The sequence below is a fragment of the Pseudomonas massiliensis genome (genome assembly GCF_000826105.1).
Lineage (GTDB): Bacteria > Pseudomonadota > Gammaproteobacteria > Pseudomonadales > Pseudomonadaceae > Aquipseudomonas > Aquipseudomonas massiliensis.
The window spans coordinates 1,655,226-1,677,031 of sequence record NZ_CCYK01000007.1 but is presented as its reverse complement, the minus strand read 5'-3'; the positions used below and the strand labels follow the sequence as shown (position 1 = coordinate 1,677,031).

At 62.8% G+C, this 21,806-nt stretch carries 19 protein-coding genes; 12 read left to right on the top strand and 7 right to left on the bottom strand.

Going from position 1 to position 21,806, the window contains the following annotated elements; translation table 11 throughout:
* The first annotated feature begins 71 nt into the window (after positions 1 to 71).
* A complete protein-coding gene (locus BN1188_RS18445; RefSeq protein WP_040262951.1) occupies positions 72 to 314 on the top strand; it encodes a DNA-binding protein in 243 nt (80 codons plus the stop codon).
* Here the strand turns inward: BN1188_RS18445 and BN1188_RS18440 are convergent.
* Entirely contained in the window at positions 296 to 1,141 is an 846-nt protein-coding gene (locus BN1188_RS18440; protein ID WP_040262949.1) for an NAD-dependent protein deacetylase, read from the bottom strand. The genes BN1188_RS18445 and BN1188_RS18440 overlap by 19 nt on opposite strands.
* Positions 1,142 to 1,182: 41 nt before the next feature.
* Positions 1,183 to 2,598: an aminotransferase-like domain-containing protein gene (locus BN1188_RS18435; protein WP_052469364.1), complete on the bottom strand. Its 1,416-nt coding sequence runs from the start codon at positions 2,596 to 2,598 to the stop codon at positions 1,183 to 1,185.
* Positions 2,599 to 2,813: 215 nt separating this feature from the next.
* Between BN1188_RS18435 and BN1188_RS18430 the strand changes: the two genes are divergently transcribed.
* The 8 genes from BN1188_RS18430 to BN1188_RS18395 all read left to right on the top strand — a co-directional run bounded on the left by BN1188_RS18430 (position 2,814) and on the right by BN1188_RS18395 (position 12,653).
* On the top strand, positions 2,814 to 3,950 hold the full coding sequence (locus BN1188_RS18430) for a KamA family radical SAM protein (RefSeq protein WP_052469363.1): 1,137 nt from the start codon (positions 2,814 to 2,816) through the stop codon (positions 3,948 to 3,950).
* The gene (locus BN1188_RS18425; RefSeq protein ID WP_052469362.1) at positions 3,932 to 4,924 is read left to right on the top strand and encodes a C-terminal binding protein; all 993 of its coding nucleotides are present in this window, start codon (positions 3,932 to 3,934) and stop codon (positions 4,922 to 4,924) included. Before BN1188_RS18430 ends, BN1188_RS18425 begins: the two co-directional genes overlap by 19 nt.
* Entirely contained in the window at positions 4,921 to 6,033 is a 1,113-nt protein-coding gene (locus BN1188_RS18420; protein WP_052469361.1) for a pyridoxal phosphate-dependent aminotransferase, read from the top strand. Before BN1188_RS18425 ends, BN1188_RS18420 begins: the two co-directional genes overlap by 4 nt.
* Complete coding sequence (locus tag BN1188_RS18415) at positions 6,023 to 7,252, top strand: ATP-grasp domain-containing protein (RefSeq protein ID WP_040262947.1); 1,230 nt, start codon at positions 6,023 to 6,025, stop codon at positions 7,250 to 7,252. Before BN1188_RS18420 ends, BN1188_RS18415 begins: the two co-directional genes overlap by 11 nt.
* 2 nt (positions 7,253 to 7,254) lie before the next feature.
* Entirely contained in the window at positions 7,255 to 8,424 is a 1,170-nt protein-coding gene (locus BN1188_RS18410) for an MFS transporter (RefSeq protein WP_040262945.1), read from the top strand.
* A 66-nt stretch (positions 8,425 to 8,490) separates the two neighbouring features.
* Entirely contained in the window at positions 8,491 to 10,116 is a 1,626-nt protein-coding gene (locus tag BN1188_RS18405) for an NADP-dependent glyceraldehyde-3-phosphate dehydrogenase (RefSeq protein WP_040262943.1), read from the top strand.
* 79 nt (positions 10,117 to 10,195) lie between these two features.
* Positions 10,196 to 11,287 carry a tetratricopeptide repeat protein gene (locus BN1188_RS18400; protein WP_040262941.1) on the top strand — a complete coding sequence of 364 codons (1,092 nt, stop codon included), beginning with the start codon at positions 10,196 to 10,198 and terminating at the stop codon, positions 11,285 to 11,287.
* Positions 11,288 to 11,396: 109 nt separating this feature from the next.
* Positions 11,397 to 12,653 (top strand): ATP-binding protein, encoded by a 1,257-nt coding sequence (locus BN1188_RS18395; RefSeq protein WP_052469360.1) that lies wholly within the window; start codon positions 11,397 to 11,399, stop codon positions 12,651 to 12,653.
* Positions 12,654 to 12,674: 21 nt separating this feature from the next.
* Here BN1188_RS18395 and BN1188_RS18390 read toward each other — a convergent pair whose 3' ends face one another.
* Genes BN1188_RS18390 through BN1188_RS18370 form a run of 5 tightly spaced genes read right to left on the bottom strand, consistent with a single transcriptional unit; the run spans position 12,675 to position 19,245 of the window.
* Positions 12,675 to 13,052, bottom strand: a complete 378-nt coding sequence (locus BN1188_RS18390) for a response regulator (protein WP_040262939.1) — start codon at positions 13,050 to 13,052, stop codon at positions 12,675 to 12,677.
* Between the two features lie 8 nt (positions 13,053 to 13,060).
* Entirely contained in the window at positions 13,061 to 14,314 is a 1,254-nt protein-coding gene (locus tag BN1188_RS18385; RefSeq protein ID WP_084596277.1) for a hybrid sensor histidine kinase/response regulator, read from the bottom strand.
* Positions 14,308 to 14,886, bottom strand: a complete 579-nt coding sequence (locus BN1188_RS18380) for a chemotaxis protein CheB (RefSeq protein ID WP_040262937.1) — start codon at positions 14,884 to 14,886, stop codon at positions 14,308 to 14,310. The genes BN1188_RS18385 and BN1188_RS18380 overlap by 7 nt, the downstream gene beginning before the upstream one ends.
* Positions 14,887 to 14,899: 13 nt before the next feature.
* Entirely contained in the window at positions 14,900 to 15,721 is an 822-nt protein-coding gene (locus BN1188_RS18375; protein ID WP_040262935.1) for a CheR family methyltransferase, read from the bottom strand.
* 41 nt (positions 15,722 to 15,762) lie between these two features.
* Positions 15,763 to 19,245, bottom strand: coding sequence for a response regulator (locus tag BN1188_RS18370; RefSeq protein ID WP_040262933.1), 3,483 nt, complete (start codon positions 19,243 to 19,245; stop codon positions 15,763 to 15,765).
* A 227-nt stretch (positions 19,246 to 19,472) separates the two neighbouring features.
* Here BN1188_RS18370 and BN1188_RS18365 point away from each other — a divergent pair, with 227 nt between their 5' ends.
* The 3 genes from BN1188_RS18365 to BN1188_RS18355 all read left to right on the top strand — a co-directional run bounded on the left by BN1188_RS18365 (position 19,473) and on the right by BN1188_RS18355 (position 21,802).
* The gene (locus BN1188_RS18365) at positions 19,473 to 19,859 is read left to right on the top strand and encodes a response regulator (RefSeq protein WP_040262931.1); all 387 of its coding nucleotides are present in this window, start codon (positions 19,473 to 19,475) and stop codon (positions 19,857 to 19,859) included.
* A 122-nt stretch (positions 19,860 to 19,981) separates the two neighbouring features.
* Positions 19,982 to 20,890, top strand: coding sequence for an AraC family transcriptional regulator (locus BN1188_RS18360; protein WP_040262929.1), 909 nt, complete (start codon positions 19,982 to 19,984; stop codon positions 20,888 to 20,890).
* A gap of 120 nt (positions 20,891 to 21,010) precedes the next feature.
* The gene (locus BN1188_RS18355; protein WP_052469359.1) at positions 21,011 to 21,802 is read left to right on the top strand and encodes a class I SAM-dependent methyltransferase; all 792 of its coding nucleotides are present in this window, start codon (positions 21,011 to 21,013) and stop codon (positions 21,800 to 21,802) included.
* The last annotated feature ends 4 nt before the right edge of the window (positions 21,803 to 21,806 follow it).

The following is a 21,806-nucleotide window of genomic DNA, read 5'->3' as shown; positions in this document are numbered from 1 at the left end:
TAATCCTTGCTGAAACACCCGAAGCGGTGTGGATACGACCACTATTAAATCAAACGAAACGGACTTGAACTATGCACGGTATACGGACTGCCGCACAAGCAAGAGCTTGGCTGGATCGTCAGGGGAAATCTGTTCAGCAATTCGCCCGGGAGCACAATGTAGACCCCGCGACCACCTACCAGGTGCTATCCGGGCGCAAGAAAGGAAGACGGGGCGAGGCGCACAAGGTAGCGGTACTGCTGGGGATGAAGGACGGTGTCATCCCTGGCGAGTGCGCGCCAGTCGAAGCCGGCGTTCAGCCGGCTCCCAGTTGAGCCAAAAGCCGGGGCAAAGCGGCTTCACAAGGTTGCCTGACCTTGAGCGCCAGTAGCGGGTCGGCCCGGGTACGCCCCAGGTTGATCGCAAACAGCGGTTTGCCCTGGCGGGACATTTCCAGGCACAGCCGATAGCTGGAATAGGCCATCAGCGATGATCCTACCACCAGCATGGCGCCAGCCTGTTCGGCGGCTTCCCAGGCGGCGCAGGCCGTGTCCGCGGCCACGCCGTCGCCGAAGAACACAACGTCCGGCTTGAGCCTGTCTGACCCGCAGCCTGGACAGTGTGGCAAGTAGAACCGCTCGAGAAAGGCCGCGGCCAATTGAGCGTCCCCATCGGGCGCCAGCACGGCACGCACGTCCAACAGTGTCGGATTGGCTGCCTCCAGGGCAGATTGCATCTCGGCGCGGGGCAGCATTCGATGGCAGTCCAGGCAGACGACCCAGTGCAGATTGCCATGGAGCTCGATCACCCCCTGGCTGCCGGCGCGCTCGTGCAATCCATCCACGTTCTGGGTAATGACGGCCGTCACCCGTCCGGCTGCCTGCAGGCCGGCCAGCGCCAGGTGCGCGGCATTGGGCCGGGCCGCATCCACGCCTCGCCAACCCACCATGGCCCTGGCCCAGTAGCGTTTCCTCGCAGGCAGCGAATGAATGAATTCCTGGTGCATCATGGGGGCATTGCCCCGCCGCACCCCTTCGCTGTCCCGGTAGTCCGGGATGCCCGATGCGGTACTGATACCCGCGCCGGTGAGCGCAAGCACTGGCGTGTCAGCAAGCCGCTGGCACAGGCTGGCGACCGCATCGTCGACATCGGTGTCCTGCATGGCAACCTCCCATCGCTCGTTGGAGGGAGGTTAAACCAGGATCAGTCCGCCGGGCCAAAATTACGACGAACACCGTTGTCGTCCCTGACGCGGAACAGAGCGCATACGCGGCTGGCATCGAAGTGGGCGACATTCAGGCGCAGCCAGGGAAGGTCCTGCTCCGCGGCGCTGAACAATCTCCCGGGCGCGAGCAGCACTCCCTGCTGGGCCGCTGCCTGGATGAAACCATCCGTGCTTCCGAGGGACGGGTGTCGTATCCATAGGAACATGCCTTCCCTCGGCTGGTGATAGAACTCCCACCCCCAGTTTTTCAGCACCTGCTGGGCATGCGCCTGAGCTGCCTGCAAACGGCGGCGTACCCGTCGCAGATGCCGCTCGTAACTGCCATCGGCCAGCAGGGCGCCGAGAAAGCGCTCGCAGAAGCTCGGGACCGCGACGCTGGTCAGCAATTTGAGTTCGGCAAGCCTGACCATTTCCTCGGTGGGGCCCACTACATAACCTATACGTAGATTGGCGGACAGGGTCTTGGAGAAACTGCCCACGTGGATAACGCTGCTCAGGCCGTCCAGGGTAGCCAGGCACTGGCTCCTCTCGGAGCAGAACCCGCCGTAGACGTCATCCTCGATTACCCGGATGCCGTGCTCATGGCTGAGCCTGAGCAGGTCGCAGGCCGCTCGCGGGCTCAGGGTCGTGCCCGTGGGGTTGTGCAGGCGGGCATTGATGAAAAACGCCTTCACCGGGCCTTGCGATAGGTGGTCGCGCATCTGGGCAAGGTCCGGCCCCTGAGCCAGCCGCTCGATGCCAAGCACCCGCGCCCCACGTAGCCGCAGCAGCCGTACCAGGCTGCTGTTGCAGGGGTCGTCCACCATTACGCGGTCTCCTGGCTCTACCAGTATGCGAACCAGCAAGTCGAGGGCCTGGGTCGCGCCGAGGGTGGTCAGGATTTCCTGCGGTGACAACGCGACGCCCAGGCGACTGCCCAGGTGCTGACATAGCGCCTCCCTTAGTGGCAGGTAGCCAACAGGATCGCCGTACTCCACAAGCGAGCTTCGCGCGAAGCTGGCGGTGCGGCGAATTACCCGAGCCAGTGCCTGAGTATCCATCCAATCAGGCGGTAGCCAGCCGCATCCGAGCTTAAGCGCATGCCCTGGCGCATGGAACATGGACCAGAACGCGTCCATCTCCGTATTCAGGCTCAGCGCTTGCGGGTTCGTCGGCAGTGACTCCGCGGCGCTCAGGGCAAAGTAGCCACGGCCAGGGCTGGCTTCGACCAACCCCAAGGCTTCCAGTCGCTCATAGGCGCGAACCACGCCATGGAAGCTCAGCCCAGGCCTGGCGGCCCACTGCCGGATGGATGGCATCTGCTCACCCGGGCGCACGGTGCCACTGGCCAACACCTCCCGGATGGTTTCGAAGGCCCGCTGCGCGGGGCCGCTGCGACTACTTGTAGGGTCCATTCCACGTGCCGTATCGCTTGTGTGCTCTGAGACTTTACCGCCCCTGGCCCCAGGGAACACCCGTGCCAGGGCACAAAGGTCCGGTTGACCCGGTGTTAGGGCTCGCGAGCTAACAGTTAGGGTCGTTATCGGCGCTTCCGTAAGGCCCGCAGCCCGTCGTATTTCCTATGATCGCCGCTTGTAGCAGGACCTGACGCAGCGCACGAGGAGGCTGGATGCACCACATCGACGAAGCACCCTGTTGGACCGATTGGCGATGGCAGCAGCAGCATTGCGTAGCGACCCTTGAGGAGCTGGTTCAGGCCTTCCCGGGGCTTGCGGCGCGCGGGAGGCTCGACGGTCTGCGGGAAATTTTCGACCGGCGCCGCGTGTCCCTTACCCCGTACGCCGTGAGTCTGATCCAGGTCGATGGCGATCAGACCCCGCTCGAACATGACCCCATGTGGCTGCAACTGATCCCGGAGGGATCCGCCGCGGGCCCGCTCGAATATGACGGCCATACGGAAAACTGGGAGCAGCCAGGCGAGATGGTCACGAGCATCTGCCAGCATAAATACGACAATCGGGTCATCGTACGCTTGTCGAATGTCTGCCATGCCTATTGCCAGTTCTGCTACGAGGCGTTGCGCACGCTCGAGCGCCGCTCCCGCAAGGCCGTGTTGCGCAAGGACGCCTGGCAGGCAACGCTCGATTACCTGGCCGGGCATCCCGAGGTCGAGGAAGTGATCCTCAGCGGTGGAGAGCCACTGATGCTCGCCGATGCCCGCCTCGATGCGCTGCTGTCCAGTCTGCGTCGGACGCGGCCGGACATCATCATTCGCCTGCATACTCGCGCCCTCTCCTTCAACCCGTTTCGTATCACCCCTGCGTTGGTGTCGTGCCTGGCCCGGCATCAGGTCATGGCCGTTGGGCTTCACGTCGTCCATCCACGAGAGCTGACACCTGCATTTCTGGAGAGCGTCCGTGCGCTGCAACAGGCAGTGCCGCTGATCTTTGCGAACATTCCTCTGCTGGCAGGCATAAACGGCGATCTGGCTACTCTGCGTGAGCTTTGCATGGGGCTCTATCGCCACGGGGTCACGCCTCACTACCTGTACCAGTTCATGCCGTTTTCACCAGGCCATAGCCGCTATGCGACCCGAGTGAGCCAGGGCGTCACGCTATTGCGCCAGCTCAAGCGCCATGTATCCAACCTGGCGGTGCCCGAGTTCGTCATTCCCCATGTGACTGGCAAGCACACCCTCTCGCTGGAGCTGGGGAGCCAGGCCACGCGCCTGACCGTGGATGACCAAGGACACGAAACCGTCGATTTCATCAATTGGAGGGGTGAGTCATGCACCTTCCCCTACTGAAGACCCAGGCGCCCGGGCGCCTTCGCATTCTCATCCTCGACGGCCGTCGCCATCGCTATGTGGACAAGCCTGACCTGGAGCGCGCCGTCCTGGGCCCCAACGCGGAGGTGGAGCTCGCCCACGTGGATTCGGTAGCGGACCTGCCTCGTTCGGCCTTGGACTGTGACGGCCTCATCTGCTGGCACCTGGTTCCGCTGGACGCCGACGCGCTGGCTCGCTTCACCCAGTGCCGTGCCCTGGTCCGCGCCGCCATGGGCGTCGACAACATTGACCTGGCCGCCGCGAGACGGGCAGGTATTTCGGTAGCCAATGTGCCCGATTACGGTACGGAGGAAGTAGCGGACCACACCCTGGCGCTGGCATTGGCGCTGTTGCGCAGAATACCGCAAGCCAACGCCGTGGTACGTGGCGGCAGCTGGGACTGGCGGGAGCTGGGCCCGCTGCCCCGGATCGCGAACCTGACAGTAGGCCTGGTCGGGCTCGGGCGAATCGGCACGGCCGTGGCCAGGCGCTTTCAGGCGTTGGGCTGCAGGACGGTTTTTCATGATCCCTGGCTGGGAAGCGGCTGGGAAAAAAGCCTCGGCGTCACCCGCTGCGAAACACTCCGGGCCCTGCTGGAGCAGGCGGATCTGGTTAGCCTGCATGCACCCCTTACACCTGAAACGCGTTATCTGATCGGTGCTCCTGAACTTGCCTGCCTGGCGGGCAAGTATTTGCTGAACACCGCGAGGGGAGAGCTGGTCGATCCTTGTGCGCTGCGCGCGGCCATGGCGCATGCGCCCTTGGCAGGACTCGGCCTGGATGTCTACAGCGATGAGCGCAACCCTCCCCCGCCCGAGCTGAGGGGCCCGCCTGTACTCTGGTCACCACACATGGCGTTCTACTCGCGCCAGTCGCTGGAAGAGCTTCGTCACAAAGCCGCAGTCGGTTTGCAAACCTTGCTGGCTGGCCAACACCACCGGGACCGTTTATGAGCATTCATCGCCCCAAGCCAGCCAAGCCCCTGCGCAAGCGCCGGCCGAGCAATCCATTCCCAGGGATCGCCGCGCTTGAACGCCAAGGCGGCCTGACCATTGACGCACGCCTGAGCGCCAACGAAGCCCTGCCGCTATACAGCGAAAGCCTTGCCCAGCGCTATGGCCAAGGCCTGCTCGAGCAAGCCCGGTTGTACCCGGATCCGACGGCCTACGAGCTACGCCGGGCCATTGCAAGCGAACACGGGCTCACCGGCGATCAGGTACTGCTAGACGCCGGCGCCGATGCCCTGATCCATCTGTTTCTGCGTGCGTTCGCCGACCCCGGCAGCGTCGTGGTTCTTACGGCGGGCACCTACCCGACGGTGGATTACTTCGCACGCTCGCTCGGGCTTCGCGCCTGTCTCGTGGGCTACACGCTATACCCTGCGCCGACCGCTGACCTGGCCGCCCTCGCCGAGACCGCACGGCGACGCCAGGCCCGGGTCGTGTACCTGGCCAACCCGGACAACCCGACCGGAAGCGTCCACAGTGGCGCGGCTCTGCAAGCCTTCGCCCGGGAGTTGCCGGAATCCACGCTGTTGATCCTGGATGAGGCTTACGAGGCGTTCGCGCCTGCCGCTGGTAACTGGCTCATGCCCAATGTGGTGCGCCTTCGCAGCTTTTCTAAAGCCCTCGGGCTTGCCGGTTTGCGGGTAGGCTACGCCATGGCCGCGCCCGATGTGCTGGAGATAGCCCAGGCAGCGCGCCTTCACTATGCAGTGGGTACCCTTGCCCAAGCCATCGCGACCCAAGCCTGGGAAGACCACGCCCACCGGCAACTGCTCGTCGCCGCTACAGGCGCCCTGCGCAGCCGTTTCTTCGAGATGGCCACGGCCGTTGGGCTAAGGCATTACCCGAGCGCGACGAACTTCGTCACTCTCCCCTTGGCAAACGAACAGGCCGGCGAACGCTTGCGCCAGCGTTTGCTCGACCGCGGCGCCAGCATTTATCTGGGCCAGCTCAACGGCCACTTGCCGATTGCCAGGGTGACCCTGCAGCCTGAACTGTTCACCGCGCCACTGAGCGAAATCCTGTTCGACCCTGAGGAGGCTCGCAATGGCGAATGACCTGTTACTTATCCTCGGCATTGGGCCAGTGGCCCTGAAATACCTTGAGACGGCGCTGGCCGGCCATGGCCTGGAGCCCTTGGTGCTGGGCCCGAGGCAGCATTTGCCAGCGCAGACCTGGCAGACCTTTTCCCCCTCCCGCTTTCATGACGTGCCGCTCACACGCGAAGGCATCGAAGGTTTTCTTCAGCGTCACGCCCGTCTGCGCGATCGCATACGCGCCGTCACCACCTTGTTCGATGAACAATTGCCTCTGGTGGAAGCCATTGCCCGGGCCCATGGCTGGGCTTACCCAGGTCCGGCGGCCGTGCGCCTGAGCGACAAGTCGACAGCCTCGGCCTACGCTGGAGACTTTTCCGTGCCCAGCGAGACATTCAGCGCCTTTGAACCTGAACGGTTGGAGCCCTTCCTGGCAGAGCCAGGCCGTCGCTGGGTCATCAAGCCAGGCTGCTGCTCCGGCGGGCATGCCGTGGGCCACGTGGAGGGAGGCCCAGGTGCTCTGGCCCAGGTGCGAGTGCATCTGGCGCAGCATCATCTTGTGACCCCGGACAGCTGGATACTCCAGCCTTGCCTGGAAGGCCGTCTCATCAGCTTCGAGGGTTATATGCGCCAGGGGCAGCTATGTCGAGCAGGCGTGTCGCTACGCGTTCGCATCGGGCTCACCGAAGTCGCCAACCGCTTTCCTTCCACCGATGGCCTGGATCGCACGCAGCTCGAGCATGGCTGGAGCGCCCTGGAGCGACTGTTCCAGACAGCCGGTTTCAAGGATGGCTGGTTCCATAGCGAATGCATCGCCGGGCCTGCCGGTCTTCGATTGATCGACGCAAACCCGGGGCGCATCGGCGGCGCGACCGTGCTCGAGCAGGTCGCCCTGGCATGGGGTCATCTACCCACCGAGCTGCTCGCCCATGTGCTTCTGCTGCCCATTGGGGAAGCAATGTCCACGCTGGAAGCGAGGCTTGAGAGGCCCAAGCCAACTCTGGGCGTCTGGTATGGCCTTTGGACATCCGCACGGCTCAACAGCGTGACCGTACCCGCGTCCAGGGCGTGGCATACCCAGTTCGCGGCGGAAGAAAGTCACGTACCGGCCATGGGCACTTCGGACTACGCCTGGGTGGGCCTGGTCAGTGGCGAGGAACAGGCAGTACGCCAATGCCTGGCCGGGCTCGGTATAAACACGGACCTGGGGCCGGCGTCGCCCGCCTACCGGCTGGACTGACCATGGCTATCTATCTGATCCGCTTTACCACCTGGGGCAGCTGGAGCCTGCTGTTTTCCTTTTTCGCCGTATGGCTGAGCCGGGAGGCCCCCTTCAGCCCGGCCGATATCAGCCTGCTGGCCGCTACCATCGCCCTGGCCAATCGGGCCGGCGGGCTGGTATTCGTACCCTGGATCGGCCGCTGGCGTCTGCGCCGTCTGCTGGTACTGACACAGCTGACCATCATCCTCGCCGCCGCCGGGCTGCAATGGCTCTACAGCCACGGCCATTATCGCCTGGAGGCTTGGCTACCCCTGGCCGCGATGTTCGGTGTCGCGCACTCGCTGGCCTCTCTGGCGCAGCTCACCTACCTAGCGGCGGGCGGCGCGGGTCAAGACCAGGTGCGGGCGTTCTCCATGGAAAACGTAGCGCTCAACCTGAGCGCCGGAGTCACGCCTTTCCTGTCGGCGCTTGTCCTGGACGAAATTGCGCCCTGGTACCTGATGGTTCCGGTGGTTTACTGCCTGGCTACCCTGGCCTTGACCGGTTTCATCAGCGACCTGGCCCCTGCCCAGGCCAGGGCCGAACCAAGGGGAGCGACCAGCGCTACCTCAGCAAAGGCGTTGGGGATGTTCCTGCTGCTCAATGCGCTATCATTCTTCGCTTTCAGCCAGTTCTACAACGTCTTTCCCTTCTTCGCCCGCGAACAGCTCTCGGCACAGAGCATCGGCTTATGGTTCGCTCTCAGCAGCGGCATGATCGTACTGCTGCAGTTACCACTGACCCGCTTGTTGGCGGCCAGGCCCCGACGCTGGCTGGTCATTGCAGCCAATGGGGTCATGGGGGTCGGAGTGCTCGGCCTGCTCCAGGCGGCGCAGAGCGTGCCCGTGGCCTTCCTTGCCGTGCTGTGCCTGACCCTGGCCGAGATGGTGTTCGGCCCGCTGTACCAGGTCATGGTCCTGGGGCTGATGCCCGGCCGACCTGCCTTTGCCATGGGCCTTTTGACCCTTACCTGGGCCAGTGCCGAAGCCATGGCCACCGGTGTGGGCCTGTACCTGGTGGCCGAAGGGCAGGCAACCCTGGCGTTTGGCCTCGCTGCCTGCGCATGCCTTGGCGCGGTAGGCATCGGCCTGGTCTTCGGGCGCCTCCATGGCAAGGGCCCGCTGAGCCAGGCGTTGCGCGCGCCTCACTGAACAACCGCCCGCCGAGGTCGGACAGGCCTGCTACGCTGCAGCTTTTCCAGTGTAATGGAGGTTGGCATGAGCGAAGCCCATCTGCTGTCGAACCTGTTCCCGGCGATGCAGGATATACCCCAACAGTGGCTTCCCGGTGAGCCGCAGGTGCAGAAGGAATACCTGGTCGAGGGCCGCTTCGAACAATGGGAGGGCCCCCTGGCGAAAGTCATGAGTCCGCTCTGCCTGGCTACCAGCGAGGGAGACCGCCCAGTGGAACTCGGCAGCACCCCCAGGCTGGACGCCAAGGCCGCGATGACTGCGCTCGACGCCGCAGTGCGCGCCTATGACAAGGGCCGCGGCGCCTGGCCCATGATGAGGGTCGCGCAGCGGATACGGCATGTGGAGGCTTTTCTGGAGCGCATGCGTGAACAGCGGGCGCCAGTGGTCAAGTTGCTGATGTGGGAGATCGGCAAGAACCTCAAGGACGCCGAGAAGGAGTTCGACCGCACCTGTGACTACATCGTCGATACCATCGAGGCATTGAAGGAGATCGACCGCCGTTCGAGCCGGTTTGAACTCGAACAGGGCACGCTCGGGCAGATCCGGCGCGTTCCGCTTGGTGTTGCCTTGTGCATGGGCCCCTACAACTACCCGCTCAATGAAACCTTCACCACGCTGATCCCTGCGCTGATCATGGGCAATACGGTGGTGTTCAAGCCGGCAAAGTTCGGCGTGCTGCTCATTCGTCCCCTGCTGGCCGCCTTCCGTGACAGCTTCCCGGCTGGCGTCATCAATGTGATCTACGGCAGCGGGCGGGAAACCGTCAGTGCCCTGATGGCCAGTGGCAAGGTCGATCTGTTTGCCTTCATTGGCACCCACAAGGCCGCCGCCGAGCTGAAGAAGCTGCACCCTCACCCTCACCGCTTGCGTTCCGCCCTGGGGCTGGACGCCAAGAACCCGGGGATCGTGCTGGCGGATGCCGACCTGGACAACGCCGTCAAGGAATGCATCACCGGTGCGCTCTCGTTCAATGGTCAGCGCTGCACGGCCCTGAAGATCCTCTTCGTTCATAGCTCGATCGCTTCGCGGTTCCTTGCCAGGCTTGCTGAAGGCGTGGCCGCGCTCAGGCCCGGGATGCCTTGGGAGACGGGCGTAACGCTGACGCCGCTGCCTGAGCCGGGCAAGTTGGCCTACCTCTCTGCCCTGGTGGATGACGCAGTAGCCAAGGGGGCCAAGGTGGTCAATCCGGGCGGGGGAAGCGTGCGCGGCTCGTTTTTCTATCCCGCGGTACTTTACCCGGTGGGGCCCGGCATGCGCATTCACGCGGAGGAACAGTTCGGCCCGGTGGTGCCTGTGGTGCCTTATACCGATATCGAGACCGTCATCGACTATGTGCTCGAGGCCAACTACGGGCAACAACTGAGCCTTTTCGGCACCGACCCGGTCCTGCTGGGCAGGCTCGTGGATACTTTCGCCAACCAGGTGGGCAGGATAAACCTCAACACCCAGTGTCAGCGAGGGCCGGATCAGTATCCTTTCAACGGTCGCAAGGATTCGGCCGAGGGCACCCTGTCCGTACACGATGCGCTGCGTAGCTTCTCCATCCGCACCCTGGTGGCGACGCGGTTCAATGAAGCCAACAAGGCGCTGGTCAGTGACATCATTCAGGCACGCAGTTCGGGCTTCTTGAGCACCGACTATATCTTCTAGCGAACCCGCGCGCCCGGCGGCAGTTTGACTCTACCGGCATTCTGCCGGAAGCTGTCGACCCGCCTGCACGGATGTCTGCATGTTCCGCTTTTCCCGCCCATTGCTATTGACTCTTGCGGCTCTGATGGTCGCACTTGGCGTATGGCAGGCGACCCGTCCGATGGTCGCACTTGGCGTATGGCAGGCGACCCGTCCCCGGCTCCCACCCCCAACCGTACTGCCCCCGGAAAGCTACGAGCTTGCCCTGCGCGCGGCCCGCTCTGGCGAACCTGGGGCAGCAAGACTGCTTTATCAACAGCTTGGCCGCGAGGACCTGGCGGCGACGGCGCAGGCAGCCCTCTACCCTTCCCTGGTCAATTATCCCAGCACACGGGCCCTGGCCTTCGTCCAGGCGGGGCTGGGCGCGCCTGACGCTTCGGTGCGCCTCGCTGCGGTAGAGGCCGGCGCACAGCTCATTGAAGGTGAAGCTCAGGCGAAGCTGCTCGGCCCGGCACTCGCGGACGCGGACCCGGCTGTGCGTCGTTGCGCCGCGCTGGCGCTCATGAGCGCACCCCCTACGGATCTTGGCGCCTACGCCGAGGCCGCCAGCCAGGTGATAACGAGCTATCTCACGGCACTCGAGGCGCAACAGAGCGTTTATAGCGCTCAGTTGGAACTGGCTCGCCTACAGTTGGCGCGTGCGAACCCGGCGCAAGCGGCAGCGGCGGCAACCCAGGCGCTCAAGCTGGAGCCAGAGGCACTGCCTGCCAGGGTGCTGTTGGCCAAGGCGACGGAGCGGCTAGGATCGGCGGCGCAAGCACGGGCTTTACTGGCTGAGCCGCTGCGCGAACAGCCAGATAATCCCTACCTACAACATGAACTCGGTCAATGGCTGTTGGCTCACCAACAGCCTGAGTACGCGTTGCTGGCCTTGGCCAAGGCTGTGGAATTGGCCCCACAGGAAGGCGCCTTTCGCTACGATCTGGCGGTGGCCCTGTATGCCATGGACCAGCCCGAAGCCGCCCAGGCGCAACTGGACCAGCTGATCCGTCGGCAGCCTTGGAACCGTAAGGCTCGCCTGCAGCTGATCGACTACTACACGCGAAGTGGGCAGCTGCAGAACGTACAGGTGCTGCTGGCGGAGCTCGAGCAACAGAACCCTGACGATCCGACTCTCCAGCAAGGCTTGTAGACGAGCGTACCAGGTGGCTGGAACCGCGGACGGCAGGTGTGGTCCAGTCAAGTACGAGTGGAGTACCGAGCCGCAAGGCAGCAACGCACGGATGGGGACGGCAGCTTTGATGACAGCGAAGCCACAGGGCGGAGATGCCTGGCGTGAAACCCAGGGATGCTGGCCGTCCGAGGACATGTTCGACGGGGGATGCAGGGCTGGCGAAGGCGTGCTCGTATGCGCAGCGCCAGGGCCAGACCGGGACCAGCTCTGCGCCCAGTTGGCTGAGGGCCTGGCGCCTGCCTATCGGTTGATCGAACCTGCTGAACTTTACCTGGCGCTCGAGCGTGGAGCCCAGGTGTTACTCACTACCAGCGAGACACTGGCCTGCGGCGACCTGGCGCCGCTGCAGGCTTGGCTGGACAATCAACCCGAATGGTCCGATCTTCCTGTGCTGGTGCTGACAGCCGCCACCGGCGGTCGTCGCTTGCCACCCCCGCCCTCCCTGGCAGGCTTGGGTAACGTCCGCCTGTTGCAGCGCCCCTATCACCCGGCTTCCCTGGAGATCCTGCTCGACGCCAGCCTCCAGGGACGTGACCGGCAATACCGCATGCGCGCCAAGCTCATGCGCATGCAAGCCGATGACGGCGGTACCGAACCTTACATAGAGTCGCCCTCGCGCCTGGAAGCCGTGGGGCGCTTGACGGGCGGTATCGCCCAGGACTTCAACAACCTGCTGACCGGTGTCCTGGGGGGGCTGGACATGATCCGGCGCTGCCTGAACACCGGCCAATACGGTCGTCTGGACAGCCTTCTGGACTTGAGTACCCATTCAGCCCAGCGGGCCGCCCAGCTCACTCACCGTCTTCTCGCATTCGCTCGTCGTCAACGCCTCGACGCTCAGGAGCTGGACATCAATCGCCTTATTGAAAATGGGCTGGGCCTGTTCAGCCGCAGCCTCAATAGCAGCATCGCCTTGCAGTTCAGGCCGATGGACAACTTATGGCCCGTCTACCTGGACCCTAGCCAACTGGAAAGCGCGCTACTGAACCTGATCATCAACGCCGGCGACGCAATGCCGGGCGGTGGTCGGCTGCTTATCGATACCACCAACCGGACCCTGGCCACCTGCGAAACCGCAGGCAGCCTGGCGCTGCCAGCGGGTGACTATGTGGTGATCGGCGTGCAGGACGACGGCTGCGGTATGAACCGGGAAACCCTGGAACGTGCCTTCGACCCCTTTTTCACTACCAAACCGGCTGGCCTGGGTACGGGGCTGGGCCTATCGATGGTCTACGGGTTCGCACGCCAGTCCGCGGGCTATGTCACCCTACACAGCGAGCCTTCCCGCGGCAGCCGCGTCGAACTCTATTTCCCGAAAGCCTGAACCCACCTACCCCTCCCGGGTTCAGGCCAGTTCCTGACGGATCACCGCGTGCAGCGCATCCAGCGCGAAAGGCTTGGCCAGGATGGGCGCGCGGCGGGCGATAGGATGGGGACTGTCGCTGATTTCCCTAGGATAGCCGCTGATGAAGATTACCTTCAGCTCCGGGCGCAGTTTCACGGCGGGCTCGGCCACGTCGACCCCTGAAATGCCGCCGGGCAAACGAAAGTCTGTGATCATCAAATCCAGGTGCGGCTTGGTCGCGAGGATTTCGAACGCCTGGGAGCCATTCTCCGCCTCCAGCACGTGATAACCCTCACCTCGCAAGTAATCGTTCAGGATCTGCCGTATCACGGCCTCATCCTCAACGATCAATACCACGTCTTGCGCGTCTCCACTCATTGCAATGCCTATATCTTGTTGGTCGGGCTGCCCATGTGACCTTGGGCATTCGAAGAGGTTGCGTCAGCCTCGACGGACGCCTCCAGTGGCAGGCTCACGCTGAAGGTCGCGCCTTGCCCAAGGGTGCTGCGCACGCCGATATGGCCGCCATGAGCCGTCACGATCTGCTCGGAAATGAACAGCCCTAGACCGAGCCCGGCGATCCCCTGGCGGCTCGAAGCACGCTCGAACTGCTGGAAGATGCGCCGCTGATCTTGCTCGCTGATGCCTACCCCATGATCCCGGACGTGGACCCGAGCCCATCCCGCGTCGCCCTCTACCCAGACATTGACCACACCCTGAGCGCCGTAGCGCAGGGCGTTGGTCAGCAGGTTCGCCACTACCTGCTCGATACGAAACTCGTCCCAGACCCCATTCACCGGACCAGGGCATTGGTAGTCGATGGTCATGCCGGCGGCGTTGGCCTGGGGCATGAAACGATCCACTACATTGCCCACCAACAGGGACAGATCGAAAGGCGCCGGGCGAATGGACAGCTTGCCGGTGCGTATGCGCGACACGTCGAGCATGTCCTCGATCAGGCGGATCAGGCTCTGGATCTGACGCTCGTCCCGTTCGACCATGCCGCGCATCTTGTCCAGGGTGAAGGCGCTGGCGTTCCCCTTGGCCACATGCATCTTGCGCAACTGGGTTTCCAGATGCAGGCCATTGAGCGGGGTGCGTACCTCATGGCTGACCACGGACATGAAATCATCGCGCATGCGCACGGCGTGCTCCAGCTCCAGTTGCGTTGCCTGCAACTGACACAAGAGAACTTCCTGCTGCTGGCGGCTGCGCTCCAGTGCTTCGAGCTGTTCGTTGAGTGTCTTGCGCTGCCGATACAGGTCGACGAACACACTGACCTTGCTCTTTACCGCGAGGGTGTCGAGCGGCTTTTGCAGGAAGTCCACGGCGCCGGTCTCATAGCCCTTGAAGGCGTAGTTGAGCTCACGCCCGGCGGCCGATACGAACACGATGGGGATGTGCTTGGTCTTTTCCGTGCTGCGCATGAGCTCGGCGAGCTCGAAACCATTCATCCCCGGCATCTGCACATCCAGGATGGCCAGCGCGAATTCGTGTTGCAGCAACAGAGACAAGGCTTCGTCAGCGCTGAGCGCCTGATAGACCTGGCGATCCTCACGGCTGATCAAGGCCTCCAACGCCAGCAGGTTCTCCGGGAGGTCGTCGACGATCAGCAGCTTGGCGGGAGTTGAACTTAGCATGAGCCTGTTTCCAGATCGGCGATGTATTCACCGATACCGTGCAAGGTAAGAATGTGATCCGGCTGCATCAAGGCCAGCGCGGACTCGGGCATGGTGGCAACCCTCGCTTCGCGCGGGTCTTGCACCAGGGTACAGCCACCCGCCCGCTGGATCGCGAGCAGTCCGGCCGCGCCGTCCTGGCTGGCGCCGGTCATCAGAACGCCAGTCAGCCGTGGTCCATAGGCGTCCGCAGCCGACTCGAACAACAGATCGATGGAAGGTCGGGAAAAGTTCACCGGGGGTTCCTGGCTCAGGGAAAACGAAAGATCCTGTTCGATGGACAGGTGATAGCTAGGGCTGGCAACATAAATGATTCCACGTTCTATGCCGGCTTTGTCCTGTGCTTCGCGCACCGGGCGTCCGAGCCTGCGCTCGAGCACGAGCGACAGCTCGCTGGGGCGACGCTCCGGAAGATGCAGCACGGCGATCAGCGGCAGCCCGAAGCCCTGCGGCAAGTAACCGAACACGGTCAGCAGCGCTTCCACCCCACCGGCGGATGCGCCCAGCACCACCGCTTCGCACGCTTGGCTCATCGAAAACGCCTCTTCATGTTTTCCGGTAGATGCGTTCTTGCCGCGAATGAACTTCGAAGCGCCCGGCATAGCTGGAAAAATCCAGGCTTTCCTTTGCCCCGAGCATCAGGAAGCCGCGATGGCAGAGTGACTCGTGAAATAGCCCGAACGCTCGGTCCTGCAACGGCTTGTTGAAATAGATCAGGACGTTACGGCAGGTGATCATATGGGTTTCGGAAAACACGCTGTCCGTCGCCAGGCTATGATCAGCGAAAGTCACATTGTCACGCAGGCTGCTGTCGAGAATGGCGTGGTCGTAAGCCGCCGTGTAGTAATCGGAAAAGCTGCGCTGGCCTCCGGCGCGATGATAGCTCTGCGTATAGGTACGGATCGCCTCCAGGGGATAGATACCCTGCTTGGCACGCTCCAGGGAAGTGGGATTGATGTCCGTGGCGTAGATGAGCGTCCGTTCCAGCAGGCCCTCCTCCCGCAGCAGGATGGCCAGGGAGTACACCTCCTCCCCCGTGCTGCAGCCGGCCACCCACAGCTTGAGCGACGGATAGGTCTTGAGCAGCGGCACCACGTCGCGTCGCACGGCGAGGAAATGCTCCGGGTCACGGAACATTTCGCTGACCGGTATCGTCAGGTACTGCAACAGCTCAGTGAAGGCTGCCGGGTCATAAAGCACGCGCTCCTGCAGTGCTGAAATGCTCCGGCAGTCGAACTGGCGCAACGCATGCAACACCCGGCGCTTGACGGACGCGCCGGAATAGTCGCGGAAGTCGTAGCTGTACTTCAGGTAGATCGCCTCGATCAACAGCTGGATTTCAATATCCAGGGTCCGCTCGGGGCTCATGGGTAACGCGCTCGCGAGGCGAGCCGGTAAGTCTTGCGCACTCAAATCCGCTCCAATTGTGGCAACCACACCCGTATCAAAGAGAACAGCCGGTCCAGTTCGATGGGCTTGGCCAGGTAATCATTCGCCCCCGCATTCAGACAGCGCTCCTGATCGTCCTTCATCGCCTTGGCCGTGACCGCGATGATTGGAAGCTTGCGCCAGCGCGGATCCTTGCGGATTTCACGGGTAGCCTCGAAGCCATCCATCTCCGGCATCATCACATCCATCAGCACCAGGTCGATCTCCTGGACGTCGTTCAACCGCTCGATGGCTTCACGGCCATTTCGGGCGATCTCCACCACCGCGCCCTTGTGCTCCAGCGCGCTGGTCAGGGCGAAGATGTTCCGCACATCGTCATCGACCACGAGGATCTTGCGCCCCTCGAAGACCTTGTCGCGGCTGCGTGCCGTCTTCAGCATCTTCTGCCGCTCGTGGGACAACTGCGATTCCACCTTGTGAAGGAACAGCGTCACCTCATCGAGCAGGCGCTCCGGAGAGCGAGCCCCCTTGATGATGATCGAGCGTGAGTACTTGAGCAGTTCGGTTTCTTCTTCCCGGGTCAGGTTGCGCCCGGTATACACGATCACAGGCGGGAACGACCGGATCTCCTCCGTAGACATCCGCTTGAGCAAATCGTTACCGAGCATGTCAGGAAGCTTGAGGTCGATGATCATGCAGTCGTAGATGTTCTCGCGCAGCAGATCCAGCGCTTCCTGGGCGTATCCCACCGCGGTGATCTCGATATCGTCATCGCCGATAAGGCGGGCGATGCTGTCGCGCTGGAGGTCGTCGTCTTCCACCAGAAGGATATGCTTGAGTTTCTGGGTGAGTTTGGCCTCGAGCCTGGCGAAAACCGACTTGAGTTCATCCCGCGAGGTGGGCTTGACCGCATATCCGACGGCCCCCATGTGCATGGCCGCTTCGACGCGGTCTTCCACGGAAATGACGTGCACCGGGATATGCCGGGTGGCCGCTTGCTCCTTGAGCCGCTGTAGCACGGTGAGGCCGGAGTGATCTGGAAGGCGCATGTCCAGCAGGATGGCATCGGGCAGGAACTGCTCGGCCAGGTCGAAGCCTTCGTCAGCGCCATGGGCGACCAGGCAGCGATAGTTCAGCTCGTGGGCCAGGTCATAAAGGATACGAGCGAAGCTGGGCTCGTCTTCGATGACCAGGATGCAGCGCCTGTCAGAGGACCCTTGCTCCCGGTCATCGGGGAAGCTTGGCGAACGGGTCGCGATCGGCGTCGCCACTGGCGCGGGCGCCGCCACCGGGGCCGCGGCAACGACCGAAGGTGTATGGGCCACGATTCTCGGCTCGCCCTGGACGGGAATGGCGCCAGGCTCGTAATGCTCCGGCAGCACCAGGGTGAAGGTGCTGCCTTGGCCGAGAGCCGAACTGACGCTTATGCTGCCCCCCAGCAGGGCGGCCAGGTCCCTGGAGATCGAAAGCCCCAGGCCGGTGCCGCCGTAACGGCGGCTGGTGGTGCCGTCGGCCTGGCGGAAAGCCTCGAAGATGATCTGTTGCTGGTCAGGGGCGATACCGATACCTGAATCCTTCACACTGAATGCGATACCCTGCTCGCCCGCGCGGCTGACCGTGAGGCTGACCTGGCCTCGCTCAGTGAACTTCAGGGCGTTGGAAAGCAGGTTCTTTACGATCTGCTCCACACGCTGCCGGTCGGTGAACAGCGAAACCGGGGCCTGCTCGTCCACGCGGACGTGGAACTCCAGCCCCTTGTTGGCCGCCAGCGGCTGGAACATCACCCGCAGGCTATCGGCCAGACGCTGCACACTGGTGGTTTCCGGCCGTACATCCAGCTTGCCCGCCTCCACCTTGGAAATGTCCAGGATGTCATTGATGAGGTTGAGCAGGTCGTTGCCCGCGGAATAGATGGATTCGGCGAACTTGACCTGGTCAGCGGACAGGTTGCCTTCCGGATTCTCCGCCAGCAGCTTGGCCAGAATCAACGAGCTGTTGAGCGGCGTACGCAGCTCATGGGACATGTTCGCCAGGAATTCGGACTTGTAACGACTCGAACGCTGCAGCTCCTCGGCGCGCTCCTCGAGTTGAATCTGCGCCTGCTCGAGGGCATCGCGCTGGCTGGCCAGGGCTTCGGTGCGCTCGGCCAGTTGTTCGTTGGTCTGCTCCAGCTCCGCCTGCTGGGTCTCGAGATAGGCCTGGGACTCCTTCAGCACCCGTGACTGTTCTTCCAGCTCTTCGTTGGCGGTCTTCAACTCTTCCTGCTGAACCTGCAGCTCTTCGTTCAGCTGCTGGGTTTCCGCCAGCACTTCCTGCAGGCGCTGGCGATAACGGGCAGCCTCCAGGGAGGTGCCGATGTTGTCCGAGATAAGCTCCAGGAAGGCGACGTCGCGCTCGCCCAAGGGGCGCAGGAAGCCCAGCTCCAGCACGGAGTTCACCTGGCCGTCATTGAGGGCGGGCACCACCACGACACTACGGGGCAGACCCTCTCCCAGACCGGAGCTGACCTTGAAATAATCCGCCGGCACCTCATCGAGGCGGTGCAGGCGGGCCTGCTGCGCCACCTGCCCTACAATACCCTCGGCGCCACGGATAACCTGGTCCCGGCCCTCCTGCTCACGGGAGAAGCCATAGCTGGCCACCCGTCGCAGGTTGCTTTGCTCATCGCGTACATAGAGCGCGCCTACCACCGCGCCCAGGTACTGGGAAAAAAACCGCAGCACATTGTTGCCCAGCGCTTGCACGGTCAGTTGCCCCAACACCTGCTCGGCCAGCATGGTCTGACCGTTACGGAGCCAGGCCTGGGCCTCCAGACGCTCCGCGCTCTTGTTCTGCGCCTCGAGGATGTCGCCGTACTGATCGGAGAGGTTGATCAGATCGCGACGTCCACGGTACGCCAGCAGGCCGCTCAGCCCGATGATGAACACAAAGTAAAGGCTGACGGCGATCCAGGTGGTGCGAGTGACCTCTTCACTACGCTGCATGCGCAATTGCTGTTCCATCGCCACGAAAGCTTCGTATTCGGCGCGGATTTCGTCCGTCAGTCGCTTGCCTCGCCCTGACTGCACCACCGCGCGAACGTCCTGACCATTGCGACTGAGCGTGATCATCTCAGCGCCATAGCTATTCCAGGCATGCTGCAGGGAGGCCAGGCGTGTCAGCCTATCCACTTGCTGGGCGTTGTCCGACACCAAGGCCTTGAGCGCGTCCAGTTCGGCATCGATCCGCGGCTTGGCCACCTCGTAGGGGTCCAGGAATCGCTCATCCCTGGTCAACAGGAATCCGCGCACCCCGGTTTCCATGTCGATGGAGAGCTTCACGGCCGAGTTGGCGTTATTGATGACCCGGTCGGTGTGGTCGACCCAGCCGATCACCGACATCAGGTAGCTGAGCAGCCCGGCGAACACCAGAACACTGAGGACGCCCACGCCGAGCGGAAGCGAGACGTTGCGCATGAGGATTTTGCGAAATGCGGATTCATCAAGTGAGAACGGTTTGGTCATATCCCTGGCCTGACTGGAGGACAACGGCGGGTCTGCCGACGATTCGCGCTCGCTTCGCTTCCCGACCGATGCTCGGAAAGTATTTAGTGGAGCGGCGAAATTGACGTAGGATACCCGCTTGGCGTGGACGTTCCACCTGCCCATCGAAAATCTTCGATCACCTCATGACTCGCGCCTGTCGAAAGCCCGTGCCAGTGGTCGAGTTCACCTACTAACGGAATCTGTGCATGCCTGTAGTCGATACCCCCACCATTCTCGTGGTCGAGGACGATGACATCGTTCGAATGTTGCTGGTGGACATTCTCGAAGAGCTCAATTTCAAGGTATGTGAGGCCGAGTGCTGGGACACGGCCGCAAGGTTCATCGAAGAACGCGCCGACATCGCCTTGTTGATCACGGACATGAACCTGGGTGACCGCCAGGGCCGCAGCGGCGTGGACCTGGTCAATCATGCCCGGAGCCTGCGCCCCGAGGTCGCGGTGCTCATGGCCAGCGGCTACGGCGACACCCTGGAGCTACCGGAGGGCGCCGAACTGCTGAGCAAGCCATTCGCCCTCGACGCTTTGCGTGACCGTGTGCATGCGATGCTGGGGCTGCCAGGAGTTGCTCTGTAAGCCCGCAGGCCGACTACGTCCAGGGCCAGGCGCAAGCCAGGCGCGGGACGTGTCGCCAAACCGATTGAAAGGCAGGGTCGTCTCCGCGATCATGTGAGCTCAGCCCAGGACCCGGCGGCCGCATGAATCGTCCAGCGCGCATCAGCGAACCCTCCTATGAACTGATGGATGACCATGAAGGCCTGTCCATCATCTATCGCCAGCATGGCTTTCCATGCCCGCTGGTCCGCTGGCACTTTCATAAGGAATATGAACTCCATCTGATCACTGCGAGTTCAGGCAAGGTGTTCATCGGTGACTACATCGGCAACTTCAACCCCGGCAGTCTTTTCTTGACAGGGCCCAACCTGCCGCACAACTGGATCAGCCAGGTCGAAGGCTGTGAGGGTTTTCCCCAACGCGACATGCTGGTCAACTTCAGCGATGCCCTCTTCGAAAGCACGCCGTCGGTGTTCGCCGAACTGAGGTCCGTGCTGCCCCTGCTGGAGCGCGCCCGCTATGGCATCGAATTCCGTTCGCGCGCTCTGATCAGCGAAGCGACCCGGCTGATGGGCCTCATCGCCCATCACCGCGGGGCGACTCGGCTGGGGTATTTCCTGATTCTGATGGAAGCCTTGGCGGCCAGCGATGACTATTCCCTTCTTTCGGCCAGCAGCGCGGCCGACCTGGCCGACGAAACAAACGTGGATCGCACCAACAGAGCGGTGGACTATATCTTTGCCCACTATGGGCGCGACCTCTCCCTGGAGGAAGTCGCTCAGCACCTGCACATGAAGCCGACCTACTTCTCTCGCGTGTTCAAACAGTCCACCGGAAGAAGCTTCGTGGAATTCGTGAACAGGCTTCGCATCAGCAAATCCTGCGAACTGCTGGCCGATGGCAACAAGCCCGTCACCCAGGTGTGCTTCGAATCGGGCTTCAACAATATCTCCAATTTCAATCGCCGCTTCCAACAGCTCAAGGGCATGACGCCCAGTGATTACCGTCGGCTCGCGGTACAGCGCCTGACCGAGCGGAACCTGCGCCCCTAGTTGCCCGGGCCCGCTCGGCGGCCGAGCAGCTTCTACCAGGTGCGCTACGCTTTCATAGGCATCCAGCCATTTGCGCCGGGCCTCCCCGGCTGTTCGCGCCCTGTTGCAGAGGAAACGTTCATGAGCCTTGCCGAGAAACTCCACTTGCCAAAGTTTCCGGGCTTCGGCCTGGTGTCGGAAAACTATGACCGTGGGCGGCCGGGTTACCCGCCTGAGATCGAAAAATGGCTCACTTCCGAAATGCAGATCAGGAAGGGCACGCCGGTGCTCGACCTAGGCGCCGGTACGGGCAAGTTCACTCGCTTGCTGGTTGACCTGGGTGCCAAGGTGTATGCCGTGGAGCCCGAGCCCACCATGGCTGAGCGCCTGGTGCGAAACGTGCCGGGAATCACTCATTACCAAGGCGTCGCCGAGGCCATTCCCCTGGACCCGCAAAGCGTCAAGGCGGTCGTGTGCGCGCAGTCTTTCCATCTGTTCGCCAGTGATACCACCATGGAGCAGATCCATCGCGTGCTGCAACCTGGCGGCCACCTGGGTCTGTTCTGGAACGTTCGGGACACCACTGTCGATTGGGTCAAGGCTCTGGCTGAGATCGTCAATCGCCATGCGGGGGATCATCCCCGTTATTACGACTTCAAATGGCGCGAGCCGCTGGACAAGCGCTTGGCCAAGGGGTATGCCCCCTTCAAGGAAGAAACCTGGAAGCACGTGCACACCGGCACGCCTGAAGACGTCATCATCAGGCGGGTCCAGTCGATCAGCTTCATTGCAGCGGCGCCAGAGGCGCGCAAGAGCGAAATCATGGGCGAGGTGCGCGAGCTGATCGCCACCCATCCGGACCTGGCAGGGAAGGAAATCGTGAGTGTGCCCTATGAAACCCGGGCGGTACGGACAGTCAAGATACTTCCATGAAGCC

Coding starts and splice junctions, on each gene's coding strand:
- BN1188_RS18445 (WP_040262951.1), top strand. CDS start 72: ATGCACGGTATACGGACTGCCGCACAAGCAAGAGCTTGGCTGGATCGT.
- BN1188_RS18440 (WP_040262949.1), bottom strand. CDS start 1,141: ATGCAGGACACCGATGTCGACGATGCGGTCGCCAGCCTGTGCCAGCGG.
- BN1188_RS18435 (WP_052469364.1), bottom strand. CDS start 2,598: ATGGACCCTACAAGTAGTCGCAGCGGCCCCGCGCAGCGGGCCTTCGAA.
- BN1188_RS18430 (WP_052469363.1), top strand. CDS start 2,814: ATGCACCACATCGACGAAGCACCCTGTTGGACCGATTGGCGATGGCAG.
- BN1188_RS18425 (WP_052469362.1), top strand. CDS start 3,932: ATGCACCTTCCCCTACTGAAGACCCAGGCGCCCGGGCGCCTTCGCATT.
- BN1188_RS18420 (WP_052469361.1), top strand. CDS start 4,921: ATGAGCATTCATCGCCCCAAGCCAGCCAAGCCCCTGCGCAAGCGCCGG.
- BN1188_RS18415 (WP_040262947.1), top strand. CDS start 6,023: ATGGCGAATGACCTGTTACTTATCCTCGGCATTGGGCCAGTGGCCCTG.
- BN1188_RS18410 (WP_040262945.1), top strand. CDS start 7,255: ATGGCTATCTATCTGATCCGCTTTACCACCTGGGGCAGCTGGAGCCTG.
- BN1188_RS18405 (WP_040262943.1), top strand. CDS start 8,491: ATGAGCGAAGCCCATCTGCTGTCGAACCTGTTCCCGGCGATGCAGGAT.
- BN1188_RS18400 (WP_040262941.1), top strand. CDS start 10,196: ATGTTCCGCTTTTCCCGCCCATTGCTATTGACTCTTGCGGCTCTGATG.
- BN1188_RS18395 (WP_052469360.1), top strand. CDS start 11,397: ATGACAGCGAAGCCACAGGGCGGAGATGCCTGGCGTGAAACCCAGGGA.
- BN1188_RS18390 (WP_040262939.1), bottom strand. CDS start 13,052: ATGAGTGGAGACGCGCAAGACGTGGTATTGATCGTTGAGGATGAGGCC.
- BN1188_RS18385 (WP_084596277.1), bottom strand. CDS start 14,314: ATGCTAAGTTCAACTCCCGCCAAGCTGCTGATCGTCGACGACCTCCCG.
- BN1188_RS18380 (WP_040262937.1), bottom strand. CDS start 14,886: ATGAGCCAAGCGTGCGAAGCGGTGGTGCTGGGCGCATCCGCCGGTGGG.
- BN1188_RS18375 (WP_040262935.1), bottom strand. CDS start 15,721: ATGAGCCCCGAGCGGACCCTGGATATTGAAATCCAGCTGTTGATCGAG.
- BN1188_RS18370 (WP_040262933.1), bottom strand. CDS start 19,245: ATGACCAAACCGTTCTCACTTGATGAATCCGCATTTCGCAAAATCCTC.
- BN1188_RS18365 (WP_040262931.1), top strand. CDS start 19,473: ATGCCTGTAGTCGATACCCCCACCATTCTCGTGGTCGAGGACGATGAC.
- BN1188_RS18360 (WP_040262929.1), top strand. CDS start 19,982: ATGAATCGTCCAGCGCGCATCAGCGAACCCTCCTATGAACTGATGGAT.
- BN1188_RS18355 (WP_052469359.1), top strand. CDS start 21,011: ATGAGCCTTGCCGAGAAACTCCACTTGCCAAAGTTTCCGGGCTTCGGC.